Here is an 18131-nt window from a genome sequence, read left to right as displayed (position 1 = left end):
TAGGGCCGCCGGGTGTCGTACCACGCGGCGGCCCTTCACGATTGGATAACGGCCCGGCGGCCGACGCCCTGGTCAGCCGGTGCCGGCCTCGCTCGGGACGGCCGGCCGCTCGGCGCGCTCCAGCCGGGAGTGCTTGACGCTGTAGCCGAAGTAGACGACCACGGCGACGGCGAGGGCGATCGCCCCGGCCCGGAAGGTGTCGGCGTGCAGGCCGGTGATCAGGTAGCCGCAGAAGCCGACGCTGAGCAGCGGGACGACCGGGTAACCGGGGACCTTGAAGCCGCGCGGCAGGTCGGGCTGGGTGCGGCGCAGCACGATCACGCCGATCGAGACCACCGAGAAGGCGATCAGGGTGCCCAGGCTGGTGATGTCGGCCAGGACGTTCAGCGGGATGAACGCGGCCAGCGCGCCCACGCCGACACCGACCACCAGGGTGTTCCAGACCGGGGTGCCGGTGCGCGGGGAGAGCTGGGCGAAGCGCTTGGGCAGCATGCCGTCGCGGCCCATCGAGTACAGGATGCGGGTCTGCCCGTAGATCACCACGAGGGTGACGCTGAAGATCGAGATGATCGCGCCGACCGCGAAGATCATCGCGGGCCAGCCCTGGCCGGTGATGTCCTGCATGATCTGGGCGAGCCCGGCCTCCTGGCGGTCGAACTTGGTCCACGGCTGGGCGCCGATGCCGGCCAGGGCGACCAGGATGTAGATCAGGGTCACCACGACCAGCGAGATGATGATCGCCAGCGGCAGGGTGCGGCGGGGGTTCTTGACCTCCTCACCGGCGGTGGACACGGCGTCCAGGCCGATGAAGGAGAAGAAGATGCTGGAGGCGGCCGTCTGCACGCCGCCGATGCCGAGCGGCAGGAACGGGGTCAGGTTGCCGGAGTGGAAGCCGGTCAGCGCCACGCCGACGAACAGCACCAGGATGAGGATCTTGATCCCGACCATGGCCGCGTTGACCTTCGCCGACTCGCTGACGCCGCGGACCAGCAGGAAGCAGACCATGGCGACCAGCAGCAGCGCCGGCAGGTTGAACCAGTGCCCGCCGCCGGGGGCGCCGGAGAGCTGCTCGGGGATCCTGAACCCGAAGGCCAGGTCGAGGAACTTGTTCAGGTACTCGGCCCAGCTGACCGCGATCGCCGAGGCCGAGACGCCGTACTCCATCAGCAGGCAGATGCCCACGCCGAAGGCGACGCCCTCGCCGAGGGTGGCGTAGGCGTACGAGTACGAGGAGCCGGAGACCGGGATCGCGGAGGCCATCTCGGCGTAGCAGAGCGCGGTGAGTCCGGCGGTGACGGCGGCGACCACGAAGGACAGGATGACGGCCGGCCCGGCCGCCGGGACGGCATCCCGGAGCACGAAGAAGATGCCGGTGCCGATGGTCGCGCCGATGCCGATCGCGGACAGCTGCCAGAGCCCGATCGAGCGGCGCAGGTGGATGCCGGAGCGGCCGCCTTCCTCGGGTGCGCCGGCCGGAAGGCCGTGGCCCTCGCTCTCGGCGATCAGGGTCGAGACGGGCTTGCGGCGCAGCAGACGCGCACCGAGGGTGTTGCTGGCCAAAACTGCTGTCCTTCTAGGCGGGGGAGGGTGTCCTAGTGGCCGGTCACTCTGGGCACTGGGGGGTGCCGTCGGGACCAACCGAACAAACATGGGACAGTACCCGGCAAAGACACCAGTGTCGCAAACAAACAATACTGATCGGCGCATTGTACGAATCGGCGCACCAGAGCTCACAAACCGGACACTTCGTACGCGGCGGATCTTCCGGACATCGATTAAAAGACCAGGTCAGCGCCCCTGTCCGGGTCAGCGGTCGAGCACCGCCCGCATCACCGAGCGGGCGATCGGGGCCGCCAGCGCGCCACCCGTGACGTCCGTGGCGTCACTGTCCGCCACCACCACCGCCACCGCGACCGGCGGCACGGCGGCCGAACCGGCTGGCCTGGCCCAGGAGACGAACCAGGCGTACGGCGTCCCGCTGTTGTCCACCCCGTGCTGGGCGGTACCGGTCTTGCCGCCGACCACCGCCCCGGGGATCCGGGCGTTGCCGCCGGTACCGTTCTCCACCACGTCCGTCATCAGCTTCCGCAGCTGCCCGGCCACCGCCGGGGTCAGCGCCTGCCGGTACACGGTCGGCCCGCGCACCTCGACCTCGGTGCCGTCGCTCCTGGTCAGCCGGTCCACCAGCCGCGGCCGCATCACCGTCCCGTCGTTGGCGACCCCGGCCGCGACCATCGCCATCACCAGCGGGGTGGCCGCGGTGTCGAACTGCCCGATCGAGGAGAGGGCCAGCTGCGCCGGGTCCATCGCGGTGTCGACGTTGGACCGGGCCGGGCGCACCGGCACGTCCAGCCTCGGGTCGTTGAAGCCGAAGCCCTCGGCCGTCGCCACCAGCTTCTCCAGCCCGGTCCGCACCCCCAGGTGGCCCAGCACGCTGTTGCAGCTGGCGGTCATCGCCGCGGCCAGCGACAGCCCGGGCCGGTCGCAGGCCGCGCTGTCGTTCACCAGCGGCGTGGTCGTCCCCGGCAGCACGTACGGGAAGGGCGCGTCGGTCGGCGCGTCCGGGTCGGTCACCACCCCGGCCGCCAGCGCCGCGGCGGCGGTGACCACCTTGAAGGTCGAGCCCGGCGGGTAGGTCTGGCGCAGCGCCCGGTTGAGCATCGGCCGGTCGGGGTCGGTCTGCAGGCGGTTCCAGGCCGTCTGGTCGGCGCCCGCCGAGCCGGCGAAGTCACCCGGGTCGTAGGAGGGGGTGCTGGCCAGCGCCAGGATCCGCCCGGTGGCCGGCTCGATCGCGACGACCGCGCCCTTCTGGTCGCCGAGCCCGCGCACCGCGGCCTGCTGGGCGGCCCGGTCGATCGTGGTGAGGACGTTCCCGCCGGGGCTGCGCCGGCGGGTGAGCGCGTCCCGGAGCGACCAGCCGGTCAGCCGGCCGTCGGTGCCGTTCAGCAGACCGTCCTCGGTGCCCTCCAGCTGGCTGTTGCCGTACGCCTGGGAGGCGAAACCGGTGACGGCGGCGTACGTCGTTCCGTCGGTGTAGGTGCGCTTGTAGGCGTACCGGCCGCCGGTCGGCCCGGAGCCGGTCACCGGCTGCCCGCCGACCAGGATGTCCCCGCGCGGCCGGGCGTAGCGCTCGATGACCAGCCGCTGGTTGGCGCTGTTGCGGTCGAGGTCCCGGGCCTCGAAGACCTGCACCCGGGTGGCCTGCACGCACAGCGCCACGACCAGCAGCAGACAGAAGGTGGCGGCCCGGCGACCGGTGACCGAGATCCCGGGCAGCCCCTGCGGTCCGTTGCCCCGCGGCCCGGGGCCGACCATCACCGCACCTCCGGCCCGGGCCCGGATGCCACCCCGGGCCCGGGCACCGATACGGGCACCGGCACCGGCCGCCGGGCATCGTCGCTCATCCGCACCAGCAGCGCCACGATGATCCAGTTGGTCACCACCGACGAACCCCCCTGGGCGATGAACGGCATCGTCATCCCGGTCAGCGGGATCAGCGCCAGCACCCCGCCCGCCACCACGAACACCTGGAGGCCGACGATCGCGGCCAGCCCGATCGCCAGCAGCCGCCCGAACGGGTCGCGCAGCGCGATACCGGCCTTGAAGCCGCGCGAGACCAGCACCGCGTACAGCAGGAACACCGCGATCAGCCCGGTCAGCCCGAGCTCCTCGCCGATGGTGGCGAGGATGAAGTCCGACTTGGCGGCGAAGCCGATCAGCACCGAGTGCCCCTCGCCCAGCCCGGTGCCCAGCTCACCGCCCCAGGCGAAGGCGAACAGCGACTGGGCGATCTGGTTGGCGCCCCGGCCCGCCGCGATCGATCCCAGCGGGTCCAGCCAGTCCACCACCCGGCTGTGCACGTGCGGCGAGAGCCAGCCCACCGTCACCGCGCCGACCGCCGCCAGGCCCAGCCCGATCGCGATCCAGCCGGTGCGCGCGGTGGCCACGTAGAGCATCACCACGAACAGCCCGAAGTACAGCAGGGCCGTCCCGAGGTCGGTCTCCAGCACCAGCACCCCGACGAAGGCCGCCCAGATCAGCAGCACCGGCCCGAGCACCCGCCCGCGCGGCAGCTGCCAGCGCCAGACCCGGCGGCCGGTGAGCGCCAGCGCGTCCCGGTGCACCGCGAGGTAGGCGGCGAAGAACACCGCCAGCAGCACCTTGGCGAACTCCCCCGGCTGGAAGGAGAGCGGCCCGAGCACGATCCAGATCCGCGAGCCGTACACCGGCGGGAAGAGGATCGGCAGCACCAGCAGGACCAGTGCCAGCAGCGCCCCGACATGGGCGTAGCGGCGCAGCCGCCGGTGGTCGCGCACCAGCAGCAGCACGGCGGTGAACAGCCCCACCCCCAGGGCCGACCAGAGCAGCTGGGCGGAGGCGGCCTCCCGGCCGGGGGTGGCCCGGTCCAGGCGGTAGATCACCACCAGGCCGATCCCGTTCAGCAGCACTGCGATCGGCAGCAGCAGCGGGTCCGCGTACCGGGCCCGCCGACGGACCGCGCCGTGCGCCACCAGGGCGAGCACGCCGAGCGCCGCCCCGTACTGGGCGGCGTCGGCGGGCGCCTCGCCGTCGAGGTTCACCCCGACCTCGACGTAGCCGAACACGGCGGTCAGGACGGCGGCCAGCACCAGCACCAGCTCGGTGGTGCGCCGGGGCCGCACCGGCCGCACCGGCCGGGCCGCGGATCTCGTCACGGCGGAGGGTGTCGCCACGGACCGTCCTGGGGGAGGCGGGAGTCGAAGGGGCCGACCGGGTCCGGACACCGGTGCCCCGGTTCGTCACCCTAACGAGCGCTATCCATATTTATCGGCTCTTCGCCACGGTGTGTCCGCCTTTGCCGCGGTCGCGCCCGCCGCGGCTCACTCCGGCCGCCGCCCGCCGTCCGCCCCCACCCGGTAGGCGGCGCCGGTCCGCCCGGCCGGCCGGGCCGGGTCGTGGTCCACGAACAGCACCTCCGCGCCCGGCAAACCCCTCCCCGCGCGCCGGAGTTCACACCGGGGCGGGCGGGGTGCACCGTCCGGTCCCGTTTGGCCTTGACGAACTGATGATCCCTAGGATCGGCCGGGTGAATACCGGACGACGACCGAAGACCAGGCTCGGCAGCCTGCTGGCCGCCCTGGCGATAACGGGCGCCTCGCTGCTCCTCGGCCTGCCCGCCCACGCCGACGAACCCTCAGCCGGCGCCTCCCCCGCACCGAAGGAGGCCCCCAAGGTCGACCTGATCCTGGACGTCAGCGGCTCCATGAACACCGCCGACATCCAGGGCAAGAGCCGCATCTCGGTGGCCCAGAACTCGCTGAACGAGGTGATCGACGCCCTGCCCGCGGAGACCGAGTTCGGCATCCGCACCCTCGGCGCCACCTACCCCGGCAACGACAAGAACATCGGCTGCCAGGACACCAAGCAGCTCTTCCCGGTCGGGAAGACCAACAAGGTCGAGGCCAAGACCGCGGTCGCCACCCTGCGCCCCACCGGCTGGACCCCGATGGGCCTCGCCCTGCGCGGCGCGGCCCAGGACCTCGGCAAGGGCGACGCCACCCGCCGGATCGTCCTGATCACCGACGGCGAGGACACCTGCACCCCGCCCGACCCGTGCGACGTCGCCCGCGAACTCGCCTCCCAGGGCATCCACCTGGTGGTCGACACCCTCGGCCTGGCGCACGACGAGAAGACCCGCCAGCAGCTGCTCTGCATCGCCAACGCCACCGGCGGCACCTACACCGACGTCCGCACCCCGCAGCAGCTCACCGACAAGGTGAAGCAGCTGGTCGACCGCTCCAACGACACCTACACGGTGACCCCGTCCAAGACCGCCGGCACCGACAAGTGCGAGAGCGCCCCGGTGCTCACCCCCGGCGTCTACAGCGACCGGGAGAAGTTCTCCGAGCACCGCGTCTACAAGGTCCCGGTCAAGTCCGGCCAGGAGCTGCGCGCCTCGGTCAGCGTGGGCCTCGACCGCGCGGTGGCCCGGGACTACGGCGTCCTCCTCCAGGCCACCAGCGCCACCGGCCAGGAACTGGTCCGCGGCACCGACGCCGGCAGCGCCCGCACCGACGTGATCTCCACCGGCCTGCGCTGGTCCACCGACGACTCCAAGGGCTACGTCACCGCCGGCCCGACCACCTCCGCCAAGGACAAGCCGGACACCACCGTCTGCCTGGTGGTCAGCAACTCGCTGGCCCCGCAGGCCGGCGTCCAGGCCGACCCCGGCATGCCGCTGGAGCTCACCGTGGACCTCGCCTCCGCCTCGCCCGCCCCCGAGGGCGCCGCGATGGGCCTCGGCCGCGGCTGGATCCTGCTGCTCACCCTCACCCTGGCCGGCCTCTTCCTCGGCCTGGTCGCCGGCTGGATCGCCCGCTGGCGGATCGCCGTCTGGCGGGAGAACTGATCATGCGTACCACGATCCGCGGCGCCCTCGCCGCCCTCGCCCTGCTGCCCGCCCTCGCGCTGGGCGCCCCGGCCGCCTCCGCCGCCTCGCCGTCCCCGACGGCGACCGCGAGCGGCACCCCGGCCCCGGCCACCAAGGCCGGCACCTCCTTCCTGACCGCGGTCAACCTCTCCCCCGGCCAGGACGCCGACGTCGCCGTCTCCACCGGTGACTACCTCTACTGGGCGTTCGGCGCCTCCGAGGGCCAGACCCCGACGGTCAGTCTGACCGTCAACCTGGCCCCGGCCGCCGACCGGCACGGCCCGCAGACCTGGAGCGTCGAGGTCTTCGACGGGCTGCGCCGCCGCCAGGCCTGCACCGCCGGCACCCAGAACGCCACCGGCGACCAGAGCACCACCTCGCTGACGCTGAACTGCACCCTGCGCGAGGTCCGCACCTGGGCCGAGCCGTGGTCCGGCGACCCGCTGCCCGGCACCTACTACGTCCGGCTCTCGGTCACCGACGCCCCGCAGTCCGACCTCGGCCTGGCCGCCACCACCCACCTGCACGTCGCCGCCAAGGGCAACGCCGACAACGCCCAGCCCGAGGGCGGCGAGCTCAAGGCCCCGCTGGTCCCGCCGGTCGGCGGCGGCGCGAGCACGGCCCGGGCCGCGGCCCCGGTCGCCGAGAAGGAGCACTGGTACACCGGCTGGTTCTCCGGCTGGAACAGCCGCTGGTACTGGACCATCGGCGGCGGCTTCCTGGCCGCCCTGGCCGGTGTCCTCGGCTACCACCTGACCCGGCACCCGCGCGGCCACCGCCCGGGCCACCACGGCCCCGTCCCGCACCAGGGCTCGTACCACCAGCACGGCGACCACGCCGAGCGCCGGTAGCCCCACCCCGCCCGTGGCCCCACCCGTCGAGGGCCGGCCGGACACCTTCCGGCCGGCCCTCGCACGCGTCTACGATCGAAAGGTGCAGCCGCGCGGCCGGATCGTGGTCGGCGTGGACGGTTCCGCCCCCGCCCGCGCCGCGGTCCGCTGGGCGGCCCGGCTGGCCCGCCGCACCGGCGGCCGGCTGGAGGCGGTGGCGGTCTGGGACTTCCCCTGCCTGTTCGGCGAGCACGGCCTGGTGCCGCCCGCCCTGGACGGCTTCGAACCGGAGCGCCGCGCCGCGGAGATCCTCGACGAGGCGGCCGCCGACTGCGGGCTCGCGCTGAGCCGCCGGCTCAGGGCCGGACCGCCCGGACCCGCCCTGGTCGCCGCCGCGGCCGGCGCCGCCCTGCTGGTCCTCGGCAACCGCGGCCACTCCACCCCGCCGGACGCCCCGCTGGGCACCGTCGCCCAGTACTGCCTGCACCACGCGCCCTGCCCGGTCGCCGTCGTCCGGGCGGACGGCGAACGCACCGCCCGGGCGGACGGTGCGCGGCTCAGCCCTTGAACAGGTTGTGCCCCACGTCGGACGGCACCTCGTCCTGGACCGGTGTGCTGCCCGGCCCCGGCACGTGCTCGCCCGGGATCGGCTGGTCTCCCTCGCGGTGCAGCAGCACCACCCCGTCCTCGGCCCAGAGCTGCCGGTACCCGTGCGCCAGCAGCAGCTGGATCCGGTCGGCCTGCTCCTTGTCGGTCTTGAACGGGAAGGACCGCTTGTCGGAGCGGGTCAGCACGTATTCGCGCCCGCGCGGCGTCCCGTCCACCAGCACCACGTCCGTCCGGGCGGTCAGCCGCGGCGCGATCTGGTTGTCGGCCTCCACCGAGGCGCCGTCCGGGATCAGCGCGGCCGCCCGGACCAGCGCGGCCTCGCTCGCCCTGGGCTCCCAGGAGGACGGCACGGCCAGTTGCAGCAGCCCGATCGGCACCGCCGCCACCAGCGCCACCCTGACCGTGCCGAGGCCCAGCCGCCGGGCCCGGCGCCGGGTCCGCTCGGGCCGCTCGGCGCTGCTGAGCCGGCCCAGCACCTCGATGCTCGCGGTCAGCAGGACCGGCCAGAGCATCGAGTCGTAGTGCCGGGCGATCGACCAGTGGTTGGGGTTGCTGGAGAGGATCCGTTCGGCCAGCAGCGGCAGCATGCACAGCACGGTGGCCGAGCGCAGCGGCAGCAGGAACACGGTGCCGAACAGCCAGAGCAGCAGCAGCGGCTTCAACGGCTGGTCGAAGGCGGTCTGCACCAGCAGGAAGGGGTTGTGCAGCAGGTTGCCGACCGCCTGGCCGCCGTCGTCGCCGAGCGCCTTGTAGTTCCAGTAGTAGCCCGGCTCGCCGCCCATCGCCGGGATCAGCCACTTGATCGCCACCGCCGAGGCGACCGGCCCGCCGAGCAGCAGCCCCAGTCCGGTGAGGCGCCCCGCGCGGTCCCCGGTGCGGCGGGTGCGCAGCAGTAGCACCAGCCCGTACGCGCCGACCAGCAGGCCGAGATCCTCCTTGGTGCAGCACAGCAGCACCGCGGCGAGCACCACCGCGCCGTAGCGGCGGGCCAGGCCGCGCTCCAGCATCAGCAGGGTCAGCGGGACGGCGAAGGCCACCTCGTGGAAGCCGACCCGGGAGGCGACCAGCAGCGGCCAGCCGAGCGCGTAGACCAGCCCGGCCAGGTCGGCGGCCCGACGGGCGGTGCGCGGCTCGGCGGCGGCGAAGGAGTGCGCGGTGATCCGGCGGATCAGCGGCACCCCGAGCGCGAACAGCAGCGCCTGCCCGATGATCAGCGAGCGCGGGTCGTCCCAGATCCAGTACAGCGGCGCGAGCAGCGCCAGGACCGGGGAGAAGTGGTCGCCGAGCAGCGAGAACCCGGGCGGGAACTCGTGGTGGTAGGACTTCAACGTCGAGACCGGCAGCCCGAAGTGGGCGTAGCCGCGCACGCCCTGGTCGAAGATGCCGAGGTCGAAGCCGCCGAGCGAGACGGAGAGCCAGCCCTGCATCCCGATGGCGCACATCACCGCGAAGCACAGCAGGCTGAGCAGCACGGTGCGCCGGGCGGGCGGGCCCAGGACGGCCGCGGCCCGGCGGGCGGCGGCGGGTACGGCGGCCCGGGTCGTCGGCGGGGTCGCGGTCTCGGTGGTCACGTCGGCTCTGGTCCGTCTCTGGTCCGTGCGGCCCGGTCCGTCAGGTCCGGTTGCTCAGGGCGGGGTCGCGGTCGTCGTCGCGGGCGTGGTCGTGGTCGTGGTCGTGGCTACGGTCGCGGTCGTGGTCGTGGTCGTGGTCGTGGTCGAGCCTGGCGCCGAGCAGCGCCCAGGCACCGGCCGAGGCGTCCACGGCCTGGCGCCGGGCCCGGTACAGCCGCAGGCCGATCGCGACCAGGACGGCGAGCGCCAGCGGCGGGTAGATCGAGCCGGGCAGCTGCCAGTACCAGGCGACGCCGCGGCCCCAGCGGTGCGGCACGGCCCACATCAGATGGGAGAGGAACACCGCCAGCGTCACGCCGAGCAGCACCCGGCGGCCGGTGCTCCGGGCCTCGGCGGCCAGCAGGGCGATCAGCGGGAGGCACCAGACCCAGTGGTGGGTCCAGCTGATCGGCGAGACCAGCAGCGCGGTGAGGGCGGCGCAGACACCGCCCCAGGCGTCGGCCCGGCGCAGCACCCGGGCGGAGCGCCCGGCGAGCACGGCCACCCCGAGCCCGAGCGTGGCGACCAGCCCGGAGGCGATCAGCCCGACCGTGCCGGGGTCGTTGACGTCGAGCAGCCGGCAGACGGCCCCGCGCAGCGACTGGTTGTCGACCAGCACGGTGACGCCGACCCGGCTCGGATCCCACAGGTACGTGGTCCAGAACCCGTACGAGGCGTCCGGCAGCACGGCCCAGCCGACCAGGCCGGCCGCCAGGAAGGTGCCGATGGAGACCAGAGCGGCCCTGGTCCGGCCGGTCAGGAACAGGTAGACGGTGAACAGCCCCGGGGTGATCTTGATCGCCGTGGCGAGGCCGATGCCCACGCCCTTGGACCGGCTGCGGTCCGGGCGGGTGAGGTCCCACAGCACCAGGCAGAGGATGCCCAGGTTGACCTGGCCGTACTGGAAGGTGGTGTAGACCGGCTCCAGCCAGACCGCGAGGCCGGCGGCGAGGACCGTGGCCGCCGTCCGGTACCGCCGGGCGGGCCAGCCGGCCAGCTTGAGCGACAGGTGCACGGCCAGGCCGAGCAGCGCGTAGTTGCCGAGCGTCACCAGGATCCGCAGCGGGCTCACGTCGAACCAGGTGCTCGGCACGAACAGCATCGCGGCGAACGGCGGATAGGTGGCCGGGAGGTCCCAGCCGGGCAGGCGCATCGCGTACAGGTCGTCGCCGCTGACCACGGCCTGGCCCTCGGCCCGGTAGACGAGCATGTCGACCATGTTCGCCCCGTGCAGGTGCCGCTGGAGGACGAAGGCCGCCACCGACACCACGGCCACACAGGCCGCCGCGATGGTCCAGGGGTTCGGTCCTCCGCTCGCCGGGCCGCCGTCGGGCCCCTCCGGGTCCGCCTGCCGCGTCCACCGTGTCAGACCGAACTCGCGCACCGCGATGGCACCCCGTTGAGATAGACCAGATCGTTCCCTCGTCACCGTCTGGGCCCACCCACCATAACCGACCCCTCTGAGAGTCCCCCGGGCCCGCAAGCACAACGAATTCCGCCCGGCAAGGGCGCTGTGAGCTCGGTCACGGCGCGGGCCGCCGGGGCTTCCGGGGGCTTCCGGGGCGTCAAAACGCGAAATCCCGCCGGGAGTTGAACTCCCGGCGGGATCTGCCCGACCGGTCGGAACCGGTCCGTTGGGTGGAGCTGAGGGGATTCGAACCCCTGACCCCCTCGATGCGAACGAGGTGCGCTACCGGACTGCGCCACAGCCCCAACGAGAAGAAACTCTAGCACCTTTCGGAGGAGGTCCGTGACCACCCCCCTGGTCGGGGGGCGGTCACGGCGGTCATTCGTTGGCCGCGCGGGGGCGGGACTCCGGAGCCGGGGCTTCGGCGTACTGGTCGAACAGCGGGGTGTTGCGGGACTCGGCGGGCCGGCCGGCGGTCCAGGTGCCGGGCGCCGAGAGGTCCAGGCCACGGGAGACCCGGGGGGCGACCGGCGCGGTGACGTAGGTCGGCAGCGGGACCGGCACCGGCTCCCAGGAGTCGGGGCCGGCCGCACCGCGCTCGCGCATGCCGTCGACCCACTCCTCGTGCTCGGTCGCCTCGGCCACCGCGGAGGCGGAGGCCACCGCGGAGGAGGGCACCGCGACGGTGGCCTGCTCCGGGTCGGCGGCCAGCCGCAGGTGCGGACGGCGGCCGGGGCGGTGCTCGGCGGGCGCGGCCTGGCCGGCGTCGTCCGGGGCGGGCGCCTCGACCGTCGGCCGGTCGTCCGCCGGGGCCTCGGCACGCCGGCGCTCGCGCTGGCGCAGCCGCTCGGCCGCCTGGGCGGCCCGGTTGCGGTCCAGCTTCACCTCGTACCGCTGGCGCTCCAGCTTGCGCAGGTGGCCGATGTAGAGGGTGAGGAGGACCGCCGGCACGGCCGGGACCCAGAGGAAGGCCAGGCCCGCGACCGCGGCGACCACCGCGCCGAGCGCGAAGGCCAGGAAGAGGGCGGTGACCATCCGGCGCCGACGGGCCAGCAGCAGCGCCCGGCGCTCGGATCCGACCTGCCGCGCCGGGGCCGGCCGTTCGGCCGGCCGCTCCGCCGGTGGTTCGGGCTCCCGCACCGCGGGGTCGCCGGAGTCGGCCGCGTCCCGCTCCGGGGGGCCGTCGTTGCTGTGCTCGTCGTCACGCGATTCGTCACCCAGGGCCCGGGCTGCCCGTCGCTCCAGCGCCGAACGCCCGGCCAGCAGGCGGATGGCGGTGCTGAAGCGTTCCGTCGGGCGCGCCTCGTTGAGTTCGTCCTGCCTGCGGAGCCACATCGGCACCAGATAGGCGGCCCAGGCCCCTACGATGACGGCGTAGATAAGGCCGCTACTGCTCACGATTCACACCGTACGGGCGACGGGGAAGGCCCGGCAGCAATTTGGCGCGGCGTGTCGTGTGATCAAGCTGATTCTCCGACTATTTTGCCGGTGTTTGTGACGGTCCGCCACCACGCCGATGCCATATCGATATTTCTTTCGAACAAATATTCAATTACGCGGTTCGTGGCCGGAGCTGATCGCCCGCCAGCGCTCCAGCATCCCTTCCGGAACCTCCTCGGCGGTCAGGGCGTAGACCAGGTGGTCCCGCCAGTCCCCGTCGATGTGGAGATAGCGCGGGCGCATTCCCTCCGGACGGAAGCCGAGCTTTTCCACCACCCGCCGGCTCGGGCCGTTCTCCGGGCGGATGCAGACCTCGATCCGGTGCAGTCCGAGGGTGCGGAAGCAGTGGTCCACCGAAAGCGCCACGGCCGTCGGCATGATGCCCCGGCCGGCCACCGCCTCGTCGATCCAGTAGCCGACGTTGGCCGAGCACATCGAGCCCCAGGTGATCCCGCCGACGGTCAACTGGCCGACCAGCTGGCCCTTGTGGAGCACCACGAAGGGCAGCATCCGGCCCGCCGAGGCCTCGCCGCGCAGGAAGCGGACCATCTGCCGGTAGGTCGGGCGGGGCCCGGCGGCCTGGCCGGCCGGACCGGGCGGCACGGTGGCCTCCCAGCGCCGCAGCCAGTCCCGGTTGCGGCGGCTCACCTCCTGCCACTCGCGCTGGTCGCGGGCCCGGATCGGGCGCAGCACGACCTCCCCCTCGTGGAGTTCTACCGGCCAGCCGGCGTTCAGTGCGCTCTCCCGGAAGCTGGTGCGTCGGGCCGGGGGTGGTCCCCGCCGCCGAGCTGGTCGACGGCGTGCGCGAGCAGCGGCTCCAGGACGGCCAGACCGTCCTTGACGCCCCCGGTCGAGCCCGGCAGGTTGACGATCAGGGTACGTCCGGCGAGCCCGGACAGCCCGCGGGAGAGCGCCGCGGTCGGCACCTTGTCGCGGCCGTACGCGCGGACCGCCTCGGCGATGCCGGGGACCTGCCGGTCGATCACCCGGGCGGTCATCTCGGGGGTGAGGTCCATCGGCGAGATGCCGGTGCCGCCGGTGGTCAGCACCACGTCGTAGCCGGCGGCGACGGCCTCGCGCAGGACGGCCTCGACCGGCTCGCCGTCCGGCACGACCCGCGGTCCGTCGACGGTGAAGCCCATCGCGGTCAGGCCCGCCACCAGCAGCGGGCCGCCCCTGTCCTCGTACACCCCGGCCGAGGCCCGGTTGGAGACGGTCACGGCGAGCGCCTTCATGCGCCGGGTGCTCATGCGCCCGCCTCCGGCGCGAACCAGTCGCCGCTCTTGCCGCCGGTCTTGCTCAGCACCCGGACGGACTCGATGCTCGCGCCCTTGTCGACCGCCTTGACCATGTCGATCACGGTCAGCGCGGCGACCGTCACCGAGGTCAGCGCCTCCATCTCGACACCGGTGCGGTCGGCCGTCCGCACGGTGGCGGTGATCTCGACCGCGTCGTCCCCGACGGTGAGGTCGACCTCGACGCCGGAGACCGCGATCGGGTGGCAGAGCGGGATCAGGTCCGGGGTCCGCTTGGCGCCCATGATCCCGGCGATCCGGGCCACCGCGAGGGCGTCCCCCTTGGGCACGCCCTCGCCGCGCAGCAGCGCCACCACCCGCGGCGAGACCCTGACCCGCCCGGCCGCGACGGCGGTGCGCGCGGTGGTGGCCTTCTCCGAGACGTCGACCATCCGGGCGGCGCCCCGGTCGTCGACGTGGGTGAGGCGGTCGCCGGGATTCGGTGTCGTCACGGGTAACTCCAGGGGCGCGCAGGTCGAATACCGCGCTACCGTACCGCTCTGCCGTACCCCGCTCGCCTCCGGGCGCTGCTGACCCGCCGCCCCGCGGCGCTCAGGACTCCAGCAGCACCACGTCGACCTCGCTGCCGGCGGGCAGCTCGGTGACCTCCTCGGGAACGGTGATCAGGCAGTTCGCCCGGGCCAGCGCCCCCACCAGGTGCGAGTCGGCGGCGCCCACCGGCCGTACGGTGCCGTCCGCCGCGTAGCGGCCGCGCAGGAACTGCCGGCGCCCGGCCGGGGAGCGCAGCGCGGACGGGCAGAGCGCGCGCACCACCGGACGGTGGACGTCGCTCGCGCCCAGCATGGTGCGGATCACCGGGCGGACGAAGAGCTCGAAGGAGATGTAGGCGCTCACCGGGTTGCCCGGCAGGGCGAGCAGCGGCACCCCGGCCGCGCCGCCGATCCGGCCGAAGCCCTGCGGCTTGCCGGGCTGCATCCGCAGCCTGCGGAAGTCGACTCCCCCGTAGGACTCGAAAACCTCCTTGACGACGTCGTACGCGCCGACGCTGACCCCGCCGCTGGTGACGATCAGGTCGGCCCGGCCGAGCTGCTCCTCCAGCACGGCGCGCAGCCGGTCGGCGTCGTCCGGGACGGCGCCGACCCGGTAGGCGATGGCGCCGGCCTCCTGGGCGGCCGCGGTGAGGGTGAAGCTGTTGGAGTCGGAGATCTGCCCGGGCCCGACCGGCTCGCCGGGCTGGACCAGCTCGCTGCCGGTGGAGAGCACCACGACCCGGGGGCGCGGGCGGACCTTCACGGTGGCGCGGCCGATGGCGGCGAGCAGGCCGAGCTGGGTGGGGCCGAGCCGGGTGCCGGCCTCCAGGACGGTGGCGCCGGCGGCGACGTCGCTGCCGCGGCGGCGGATGTGGGCGCCCTCGGCGACCGGGCGCAGCACCCGGACCTCCTCGTCCGGCACCGGCGCGGTCATCGCGGCGGCGGCCGTCCCGGTGCCGGTGCCGCCGTCGGTCCACTCGACCGGGGCGACCGCCTGGGCGCCGGGCGGCACCGGGGCGCCGGTCATGATCCGGGCGGCCCGGCCGGGCCCGACCCTGGGCAGTTCGCCCGCGCCCGCGGCGATGTCGCCGACCACGGCGAGCACCGAGGGGTACTCCTCGGTGGCGCCCTGGGTGTCGGCGGTGCGGACGGCGTAGCCGTCCATCGAGCTGTTGTCGAAGGGCGGCAGGTCGCCCTCGGCGACCACGTCCTCCTCCAGCCGGCAGCCCTGGGCGTCGAGCAGCTGGAGCTCGATCGCGGGCAGCGGGCCGACCGCGGCCAGCACGTCGGCGCGGTGCTCGTCCACCGTCCAGAAGCGAGGAGCCGCCGGTGCCCGGTCCGCGGACCCGTCGCAGCAGGCTGCGGGGGTGGTGGTGTGCTCCGTGGACCCGGTCATCGGCGGCTCGCTCTCTGTGTCGTGCGGTCAGTCCTGCAGCTCGGAACCGACGAACTCCCGCAGCCAGGAGCGGAACTCCGGGCCCAGGTCCTCGCGTTCGGCGGCCAGTCGGACGATAGCGCGCAGGTAGTCGGCGCGGTCGCCGGTGTCGTAGCGGCGGCCCTTGAAGAGCACGCCGTGCACCTGGCCGCCGGCCTCGGCGTCGCGGGTGGTCAGCTCGCGCAGGGCGTCGGTGAGCTGGATCTCGCCGCCGCGGCCGGGCGGGGTCTCGCGCAGCACGTCGAAGACCAGCGGGTCGAGGACGTAGCGGCCGATGACGGCGTAGTTGGAGGGCGCCTCGCCCGGCTCGGGCTTCTCGACCAGGTCGGTCACCTGGAAGACGTCCTCGCCGAAGCCGTTGGCCTTGACGGCCGCGCAGCCGTAGAGGTGGATCTGGGAGGGGTCGACCTCCATGAGGGCGACGACCGAGCCGCCGAGCTCCTGCTGCACCTCGATCATGCGGGCGAGCAGCGGGTCGCGCGGGTCGATCAGGTCGTCGCCGAGCAGGACGGCGAAGGGCTGGCCGGCGACGTGCTGCTCCGCGACGGAGACGGCGTGGCCGAGGCCCTTCGGGTCGCCCTGGCGGACGTAGTGCATGTTGGCCAGCTCGACGGACTCGCGGACCCGGCGCAGGCGGTCCTCGTCGCCCTTGCGGACGAGCAGCTCCTCCAGCTCGTAGGCGCGGTCGAAGTGGTCCTCCAGCGCGCGCTTGTTGCGGCCGGTGACCATCAGTATGTCGGAGAGGCCGGCGGCGGAGGCCTCCTCGACGACGTACTGGATGGCCGGCTTGTCGACGACGGGCAGCATCTCCTTAGGGGTGGCCTTGGTCGCCGGGAGGAAGCGGGTGCCCAGTCCGGCCGCGGGTACCACGGCCTTGGTTACCGGAATTCGGGAGGTGGTCGTCGTCATGCGTTTACCTTACTCAGGCACGTTTTCGCCCGGCCGAGCGCGGTCGGGCGGCTAGGACAGCACGTCCCGGGGCACGGCCACGGTGGCAGGCGTATGGGAAGCGACCGGCTGGGCCAGGGGGTCCCCTCCGGTACAGGCGGACAGACTACCCGGCTTTTCCGAACGGTCACGTTCGGGAGTCGGCGCCCGCTCCGGTGCGGAAGGGGGCTGCTCACGGGGCCCGGCGGGGCGGCCGGGGCCCGGCGCGAGCCGCCAGCAGTCGCCGCCGGCCGCTCGGGCGGCGGCCAGGGCCCCGTCGGCGGAGCGCAGCAGGACGGCCGCGTGGGTGCCGTCCTCGGGGAGCACGGCGACGCCGACGGCGGCGGTCAGGCCGTTGCCCCCGGCCGGGCGGGGCGCCCGGGTGCCGGAGGACCAGTCGAGCAGCAGGTGCCGGCGGACCGACCAGACCAGCCGCTCGGCGACCTGCGCGGCGCCCTCGGCGCCGGTGTCCGGGAGCACCACCAGGAACTCCTCGCCGCTGTAGCGGCCCAGGGTGTCGGCGCGGCGGATCTCCATCGCCAGCCGCTGGGCGAGGTCGCGCAGTATCGCGTTGCCGCGGGCCCGGCCGTGCTCGGCGAGCACCGCGTCGAAGCCGGCGATCTCCAGCAGCAGGACGGCCAGCGGGCGCGGGCCCTCGGCCTGGTCGGTGTGCTCGGCGCGGCGGGCCCGTTCGATCTCCCGGTCCAGGGTGAGCTGCAGGTGGCGGTAGTTCCAGACGCCGGTGAGCGGGTCGCAGGAGGCGGTCCGCTCCAGCTCGGCGCAGCGCTCCTCCAGTTCGGCGATCCGGCCGGTCAGCCGTTCCCGGTCGGCGGCGGCCCCGGCCCGCTCCCGGCGCGCGCGCACGCCGAGCACGGTGGCGCCGGCCAGCGCGGGGGCGCTCAGCGCGGCCAGGGCCTGGACCAGCAACGGGGTGGACAATCGGGGCGCCCTTTCGCGTGTCAGGCTCTGCGCGTCACGGTTTTCGGACGTGGAGGATCCGGTGCACAACGAGAAGAGCGACCTGAGGACACGGCTGTTGACGCGGCGCCGCGCACTCACCGCCGAGGGGCGCGCGCAGGCGGCGCTCGCGCTGGCCGGACACGCGTGGGAACTCGCCGCGCCGGGCAGCACGGTGGCCGCGTACGTGTCGGTGGGCGCGGAGCCCGGGACGCGGCCGCTGCTGGACGCGCTGCGGGAGAGCGGCGTCCGGGTGCTGCTGCCGGTGCTGCTGCCCGACAACGACCTGGACTGGGCCGAGTACGCGGGGCCGGCGGCGCTGGCCGCGGCCGGGCGCGGGCTGCTGGAGCCGGTCGGGCCGCGGCTGGGGCCGGAGGCCGTCACGGAGGCCTCGGTGGTGCTGCTGCCGGGCCTGGCGGTGGACGCGGCCGGGCTGCGGCTGGGCCGCGGCGGGGGCAGCTACGACCGGGTACTGGCCCGGCTGGAGCGGGCCGGGGTACGGCCGGTCCTGGCGGTGCTGCTGTACGAGCACGAGCTGCTGGAGCGGGTGCCGGCCGAGCCGCACGACCTGCCGGTGGACCTGGTGGTCACGCCCTCGGGGGTGCGGGCGCTCGGCCGGGACGGCGGCGGCCCGGACGGCGGCGGCCCGGACGGCGGGTGAAGCGGCGGGGCCGGGACGGCGGCGGATGAGACGGCGGCGGCCCCGCTCTCCCGGGGAGG

At 74.2% G+C, this 18131-nt stretch carries 16 protein-coding genes and 1 tRNA gene; 4 read left to right on the top strand and 13 right to left on the bottom strand.

The annotated features are described in order from the left end of the window. Window positions 1-72 precede the first annotated feature (72 nt). The 3 genes from ACIQWA_RS27095 to ACIQWA_RS27085 all read right to left on the bottom strand — a co-directional run bounded on the left by ACIQWA_RS27095 (window position 73) and on the right by ACIQWA_RS27085 (window position 4694). The gene (locus ACIQWA_RS27095; protein ID WP_402486924.1) at window positions 73-1650 is read right to left on the bottom strand and encodes an APC family permease; all 1578 of its coding nucleotides are present in this window, start codon (window positions 1648-1650) and stop codon (window positions 73-75) included. A gap of 156 nt (window positions 1651-1806) precedes the next feature. Then, complete coding sequence (locus ACIQWA_RS27090; RefSeq protein ID WP_402486921.1) at window positions 1807-3315, bottom strand: penicillin-binding transpeptidase domain-containing protein; 1509 nt, start codon at window positions 3313-3315, stop codon at window positions 1807-1809. After that, window positions 3315-4694, bottom strand: a complete 1380-nt coding sequence (locus ACIQWA_RS27085) for an FtsW/RodA/SpoVE family cell cycle protein (RefSeq protein ID WP_402486919.1) — start codon at window positions 4692-4694, stop codon at window positions 3315-3317. The genes ACIQWA_RS27090 and ACIQWA_RS27085 overlap by 1 nt, the downstream gene beginning before the upstream one ends. Before the next feature lie 371 nt (window positions 4695-5065). On the opposite strand from ACIQWA_RS27085, the gene ACIQWA_RS27080 reads away from it, so the two are divergent. From ACIQWA_RS27080 to ACIQWA_RS27070, 3 genes are all read left to right on the top strand, one after another. Continuing rightward, a complete protein-coding gene (locus ACIQWA_RS27080) occupies window positions 5066-6388 on the top strand; it encodes a VWA domain-containing protein (protein ID WP_402486916.1) in 1323 nt (440 codons plus the stop codon). 2 nt (window positions 6389-6390) lie between these two features. Further along, window positions 6391-7260, top strand: coding sequence for a peptidase (locus tag ACIQWA_RS27075; RefSeq protein ID WP_402486913.1), 870 nt, complete (start codon window positions 6391-6393; stop codon window positions 7258-7260). 82 nt (window positions 7261-7342) lie between these two features. Then, window positions 7343-7807: a universal stress protein gene (locus tag ACIQWA_RS27070; protein ID WP_402486910.1), complete on the top strand. Its 465-nt coding sequence runs from the start codon at window positions 7343-7345 to the stop codon at window positions 7805-7807. Here the strand turns inward: ACIQWA_RS27070 and ACIQWA_RS27065 are convergent. The 10 genes from ACIQWA_RS27065 to ACIQWA_RS27020 all read right to left on the bottom strand — a co-directional run bounded on the left by ACIQWA_RS27065 (window position 7797) and on the right by ACIQWA_RS27020 (window position 17393). After that, window positions 7797-9419: a DUF2079 domain-containing protein gene (locus ACIQWA_RS27065; RefSeq protein ID WP_402486907.1), complete on the bottom strand. Its 1623-nt coding sequence runs from the start codon at window positions 9417-9419 to the stop codon at window positions 7797-7799. The genes ACIQWA_RS27070 and ACIQWA_RS27065 overlap by 11 nt on opposite strands. 40 nt (window positions 9420-9459) lie before the next feature. Then, window positions 9460-10842 (bottom strand): glycosyltransferase 87 family protein, encoded by a 1383-nt coding sequence (locus ACIQWA_RS27060; protein WP_402486904.1) that lies wholly within the window; start codon window positions 10840-10842, stop codon window positions 9460-9462. Between the two features lie 255 nt (window positions 10843-11097). Then, a tRNA-Ala gene (locus ACIQWA_RS27055) sits at window positions 11098-11171 on the bottom strand. Window positions 11172-11244: 73 nt separating this feature from the next. Next, a complete protein-coding gene (locus tag ACIQWA_RS27050) occupies window positions 11245-12264 on the bottom strand; it encodes a hypothetical protein (protein WP_402486901.1) in 1020 nt (339 codons plus the stop codon). A 150-nt stretch (window positions 12265-12414) separates the two neighbouring features. After that, on the bottom strand, window positions 12415-12999 hold the full coding sequence (locus ACIQWA_RS27045; protein ID WP_402486898.1) for a GNAT family N-acetyltransferase: 585 nt from the start codon (window positions 12997-12999) through the stop codon (window positions 12415-12417). Between the two features lie 38 nt (window positions 13000-13037). Next, window positions 13038-13556, bottom strand: coding sequence for a molybdenum cofactor biosynthesis protein B (locus tag ACIQWA_RS27040; RefSeq protein ID WP_402486896.1), 519 nt, complete (start codon window positions 13554-13556; stop codon window positions 13038-13040). Further along, entirely contained in the window at window positions 13553-13993 is a 441-nt protein-coding gene (moaC, locus tag ACIQWA_RS27035; RefSeq protein WP_402487129.1) for a cyclic pyranopterin monophosphate synthase MoaC, read from the bottom strand. The genes ACIQWA_RS27040 and moaC overlap by 4 nt, the downstream gene beginning before the upstream one ends. Window positions 13994-14153: 160 nt before the next feature. Further along, the gene (glp, locus tag ACIQWA_RS27030) at window positions 14154-15488 is read right to left on the bottom strand and encodes a gephyrin-like molybdotransferase Glp (RefSeq protein ID WP_360231260.1); all 1335 of its coding nucleotides are present in this window, start codon (window positions 15486-15488) and stop codon (window positions 14154-14156) included. A gap of 27 nt (window positions 15489-15515) precedes the next feature. After that, window positions 15516-16436 carry a UTP--glucose-1-phosphate uridylyltransferase GalU gene (galU, locus tag ACIQWA_RS27025; protein ID WP_270144670.1) on the bottom strand — a complete coding sequence of 307 codons (921 nt, stop codon included), beginning with the start codon at window positions 16434-16436 and terminating at the stop codon, window positions 15516-15518. A gap of 51 nt (window positions 16437-16487) precedes the next feature. After that, window positions 16488-17393 carry a GGDEF domain-containing protein gene (locus ACIQWA_RS27020; protein WP_402486891.1) on the bottom strand — a complete coding sequence of 302 codons (906 nt, stop codon included), beginning with the start codon at window positions 17391-17393 and terminating at the stop codon, window positions 16488-16490. A 61-nt stretch (window positions 17394-17454) separates the two neighbouring features. On the opposite strand from ACIQWA_RS27020, the gene ACIQWA_RS27015 reads away from it, so the two are divergent. Beyond that, window positions 17455-18072: a 5-formyltetrahydrofolate cyclo-ligase gene (locus ACIQWA_RS27015; protein ID WP_402486889.1), complete on the top strand. Its 618-nt coding sequence runs from the start codon at window positions 17455-17457 to the stop codon at window positions 18070-18072. Window positions 18073-18131: the final 59 nt, after the last annotated feature.

Origin of the sequence: Kitasatospora sp. NPDC098652, from assembly GCF_044760155.1 — a bacterium.
In the GTDB taxonomy this organism is placed as follows: Bacteria; Actinomycetota; Actinomycetes; order Streptomycetales; family Streptomycetaceae; genus Kitasatospora.
The sequence above is the reverse complement of the archived record's forward strand: the minus strand, read 5'-3'. Positions and strand labels throughout refer to the sequence as shown.

Excerpts from the sequence above, each read along its gene's own strand:
- ACIQWA_RS27090 (WP_402486921.1), bottom strand. The coding sequence starts at position 3,315 with ATGGTCGGCCCCGGGCCGCGGGGCAACGGACCGCAGGGGCTGCCCGGG.
- galU (WP_270144670.1), bottom strand. The coding sequence starts at position 16,436 with ATGACGACGACCACCTCCCGAATTCCGGTAACCAAGGCCGTGGTACCC.
- ACIQWA_RS27040 (WP_402486896.1), bottom strand. The coding sequence starts at position 13,556 with ATGAGCACCCGGCGCATGAAGGCGCTCGCCGTGACCGTCTCCAACCGG.
- glp (WP_360231260.1), bottom strand. The coding sequence starts at position 15,488 with ATGACCGGGTCCACGGAGCACACCACCACCCCCGCAGCCTGCTGCGAC.
- moaC (WP_402487129.1), bottom strand. The coding sequence starts at position 13,993 with ATGGTCGACGTCTCGGAGAAGGCCACCACCGCGCGCACCGCCGTCGCG.
- ACIQWA_RS27095 (WP_402486924.1), bottom strand. The coding sequence starts at position 1,650 with ATGTTTGTTCGGTTGGTCCCGACGGCACCCCCCAGTGCCCAGAGTGAC.
- ACIQWA_RS27075 (WP_402486913.1), top strand. The coding sequence starts at position 6,391 with ATGCGTACCACGATCCGCGGCGCCCTCGCCGCCCTCGCCCTGCTGCCC.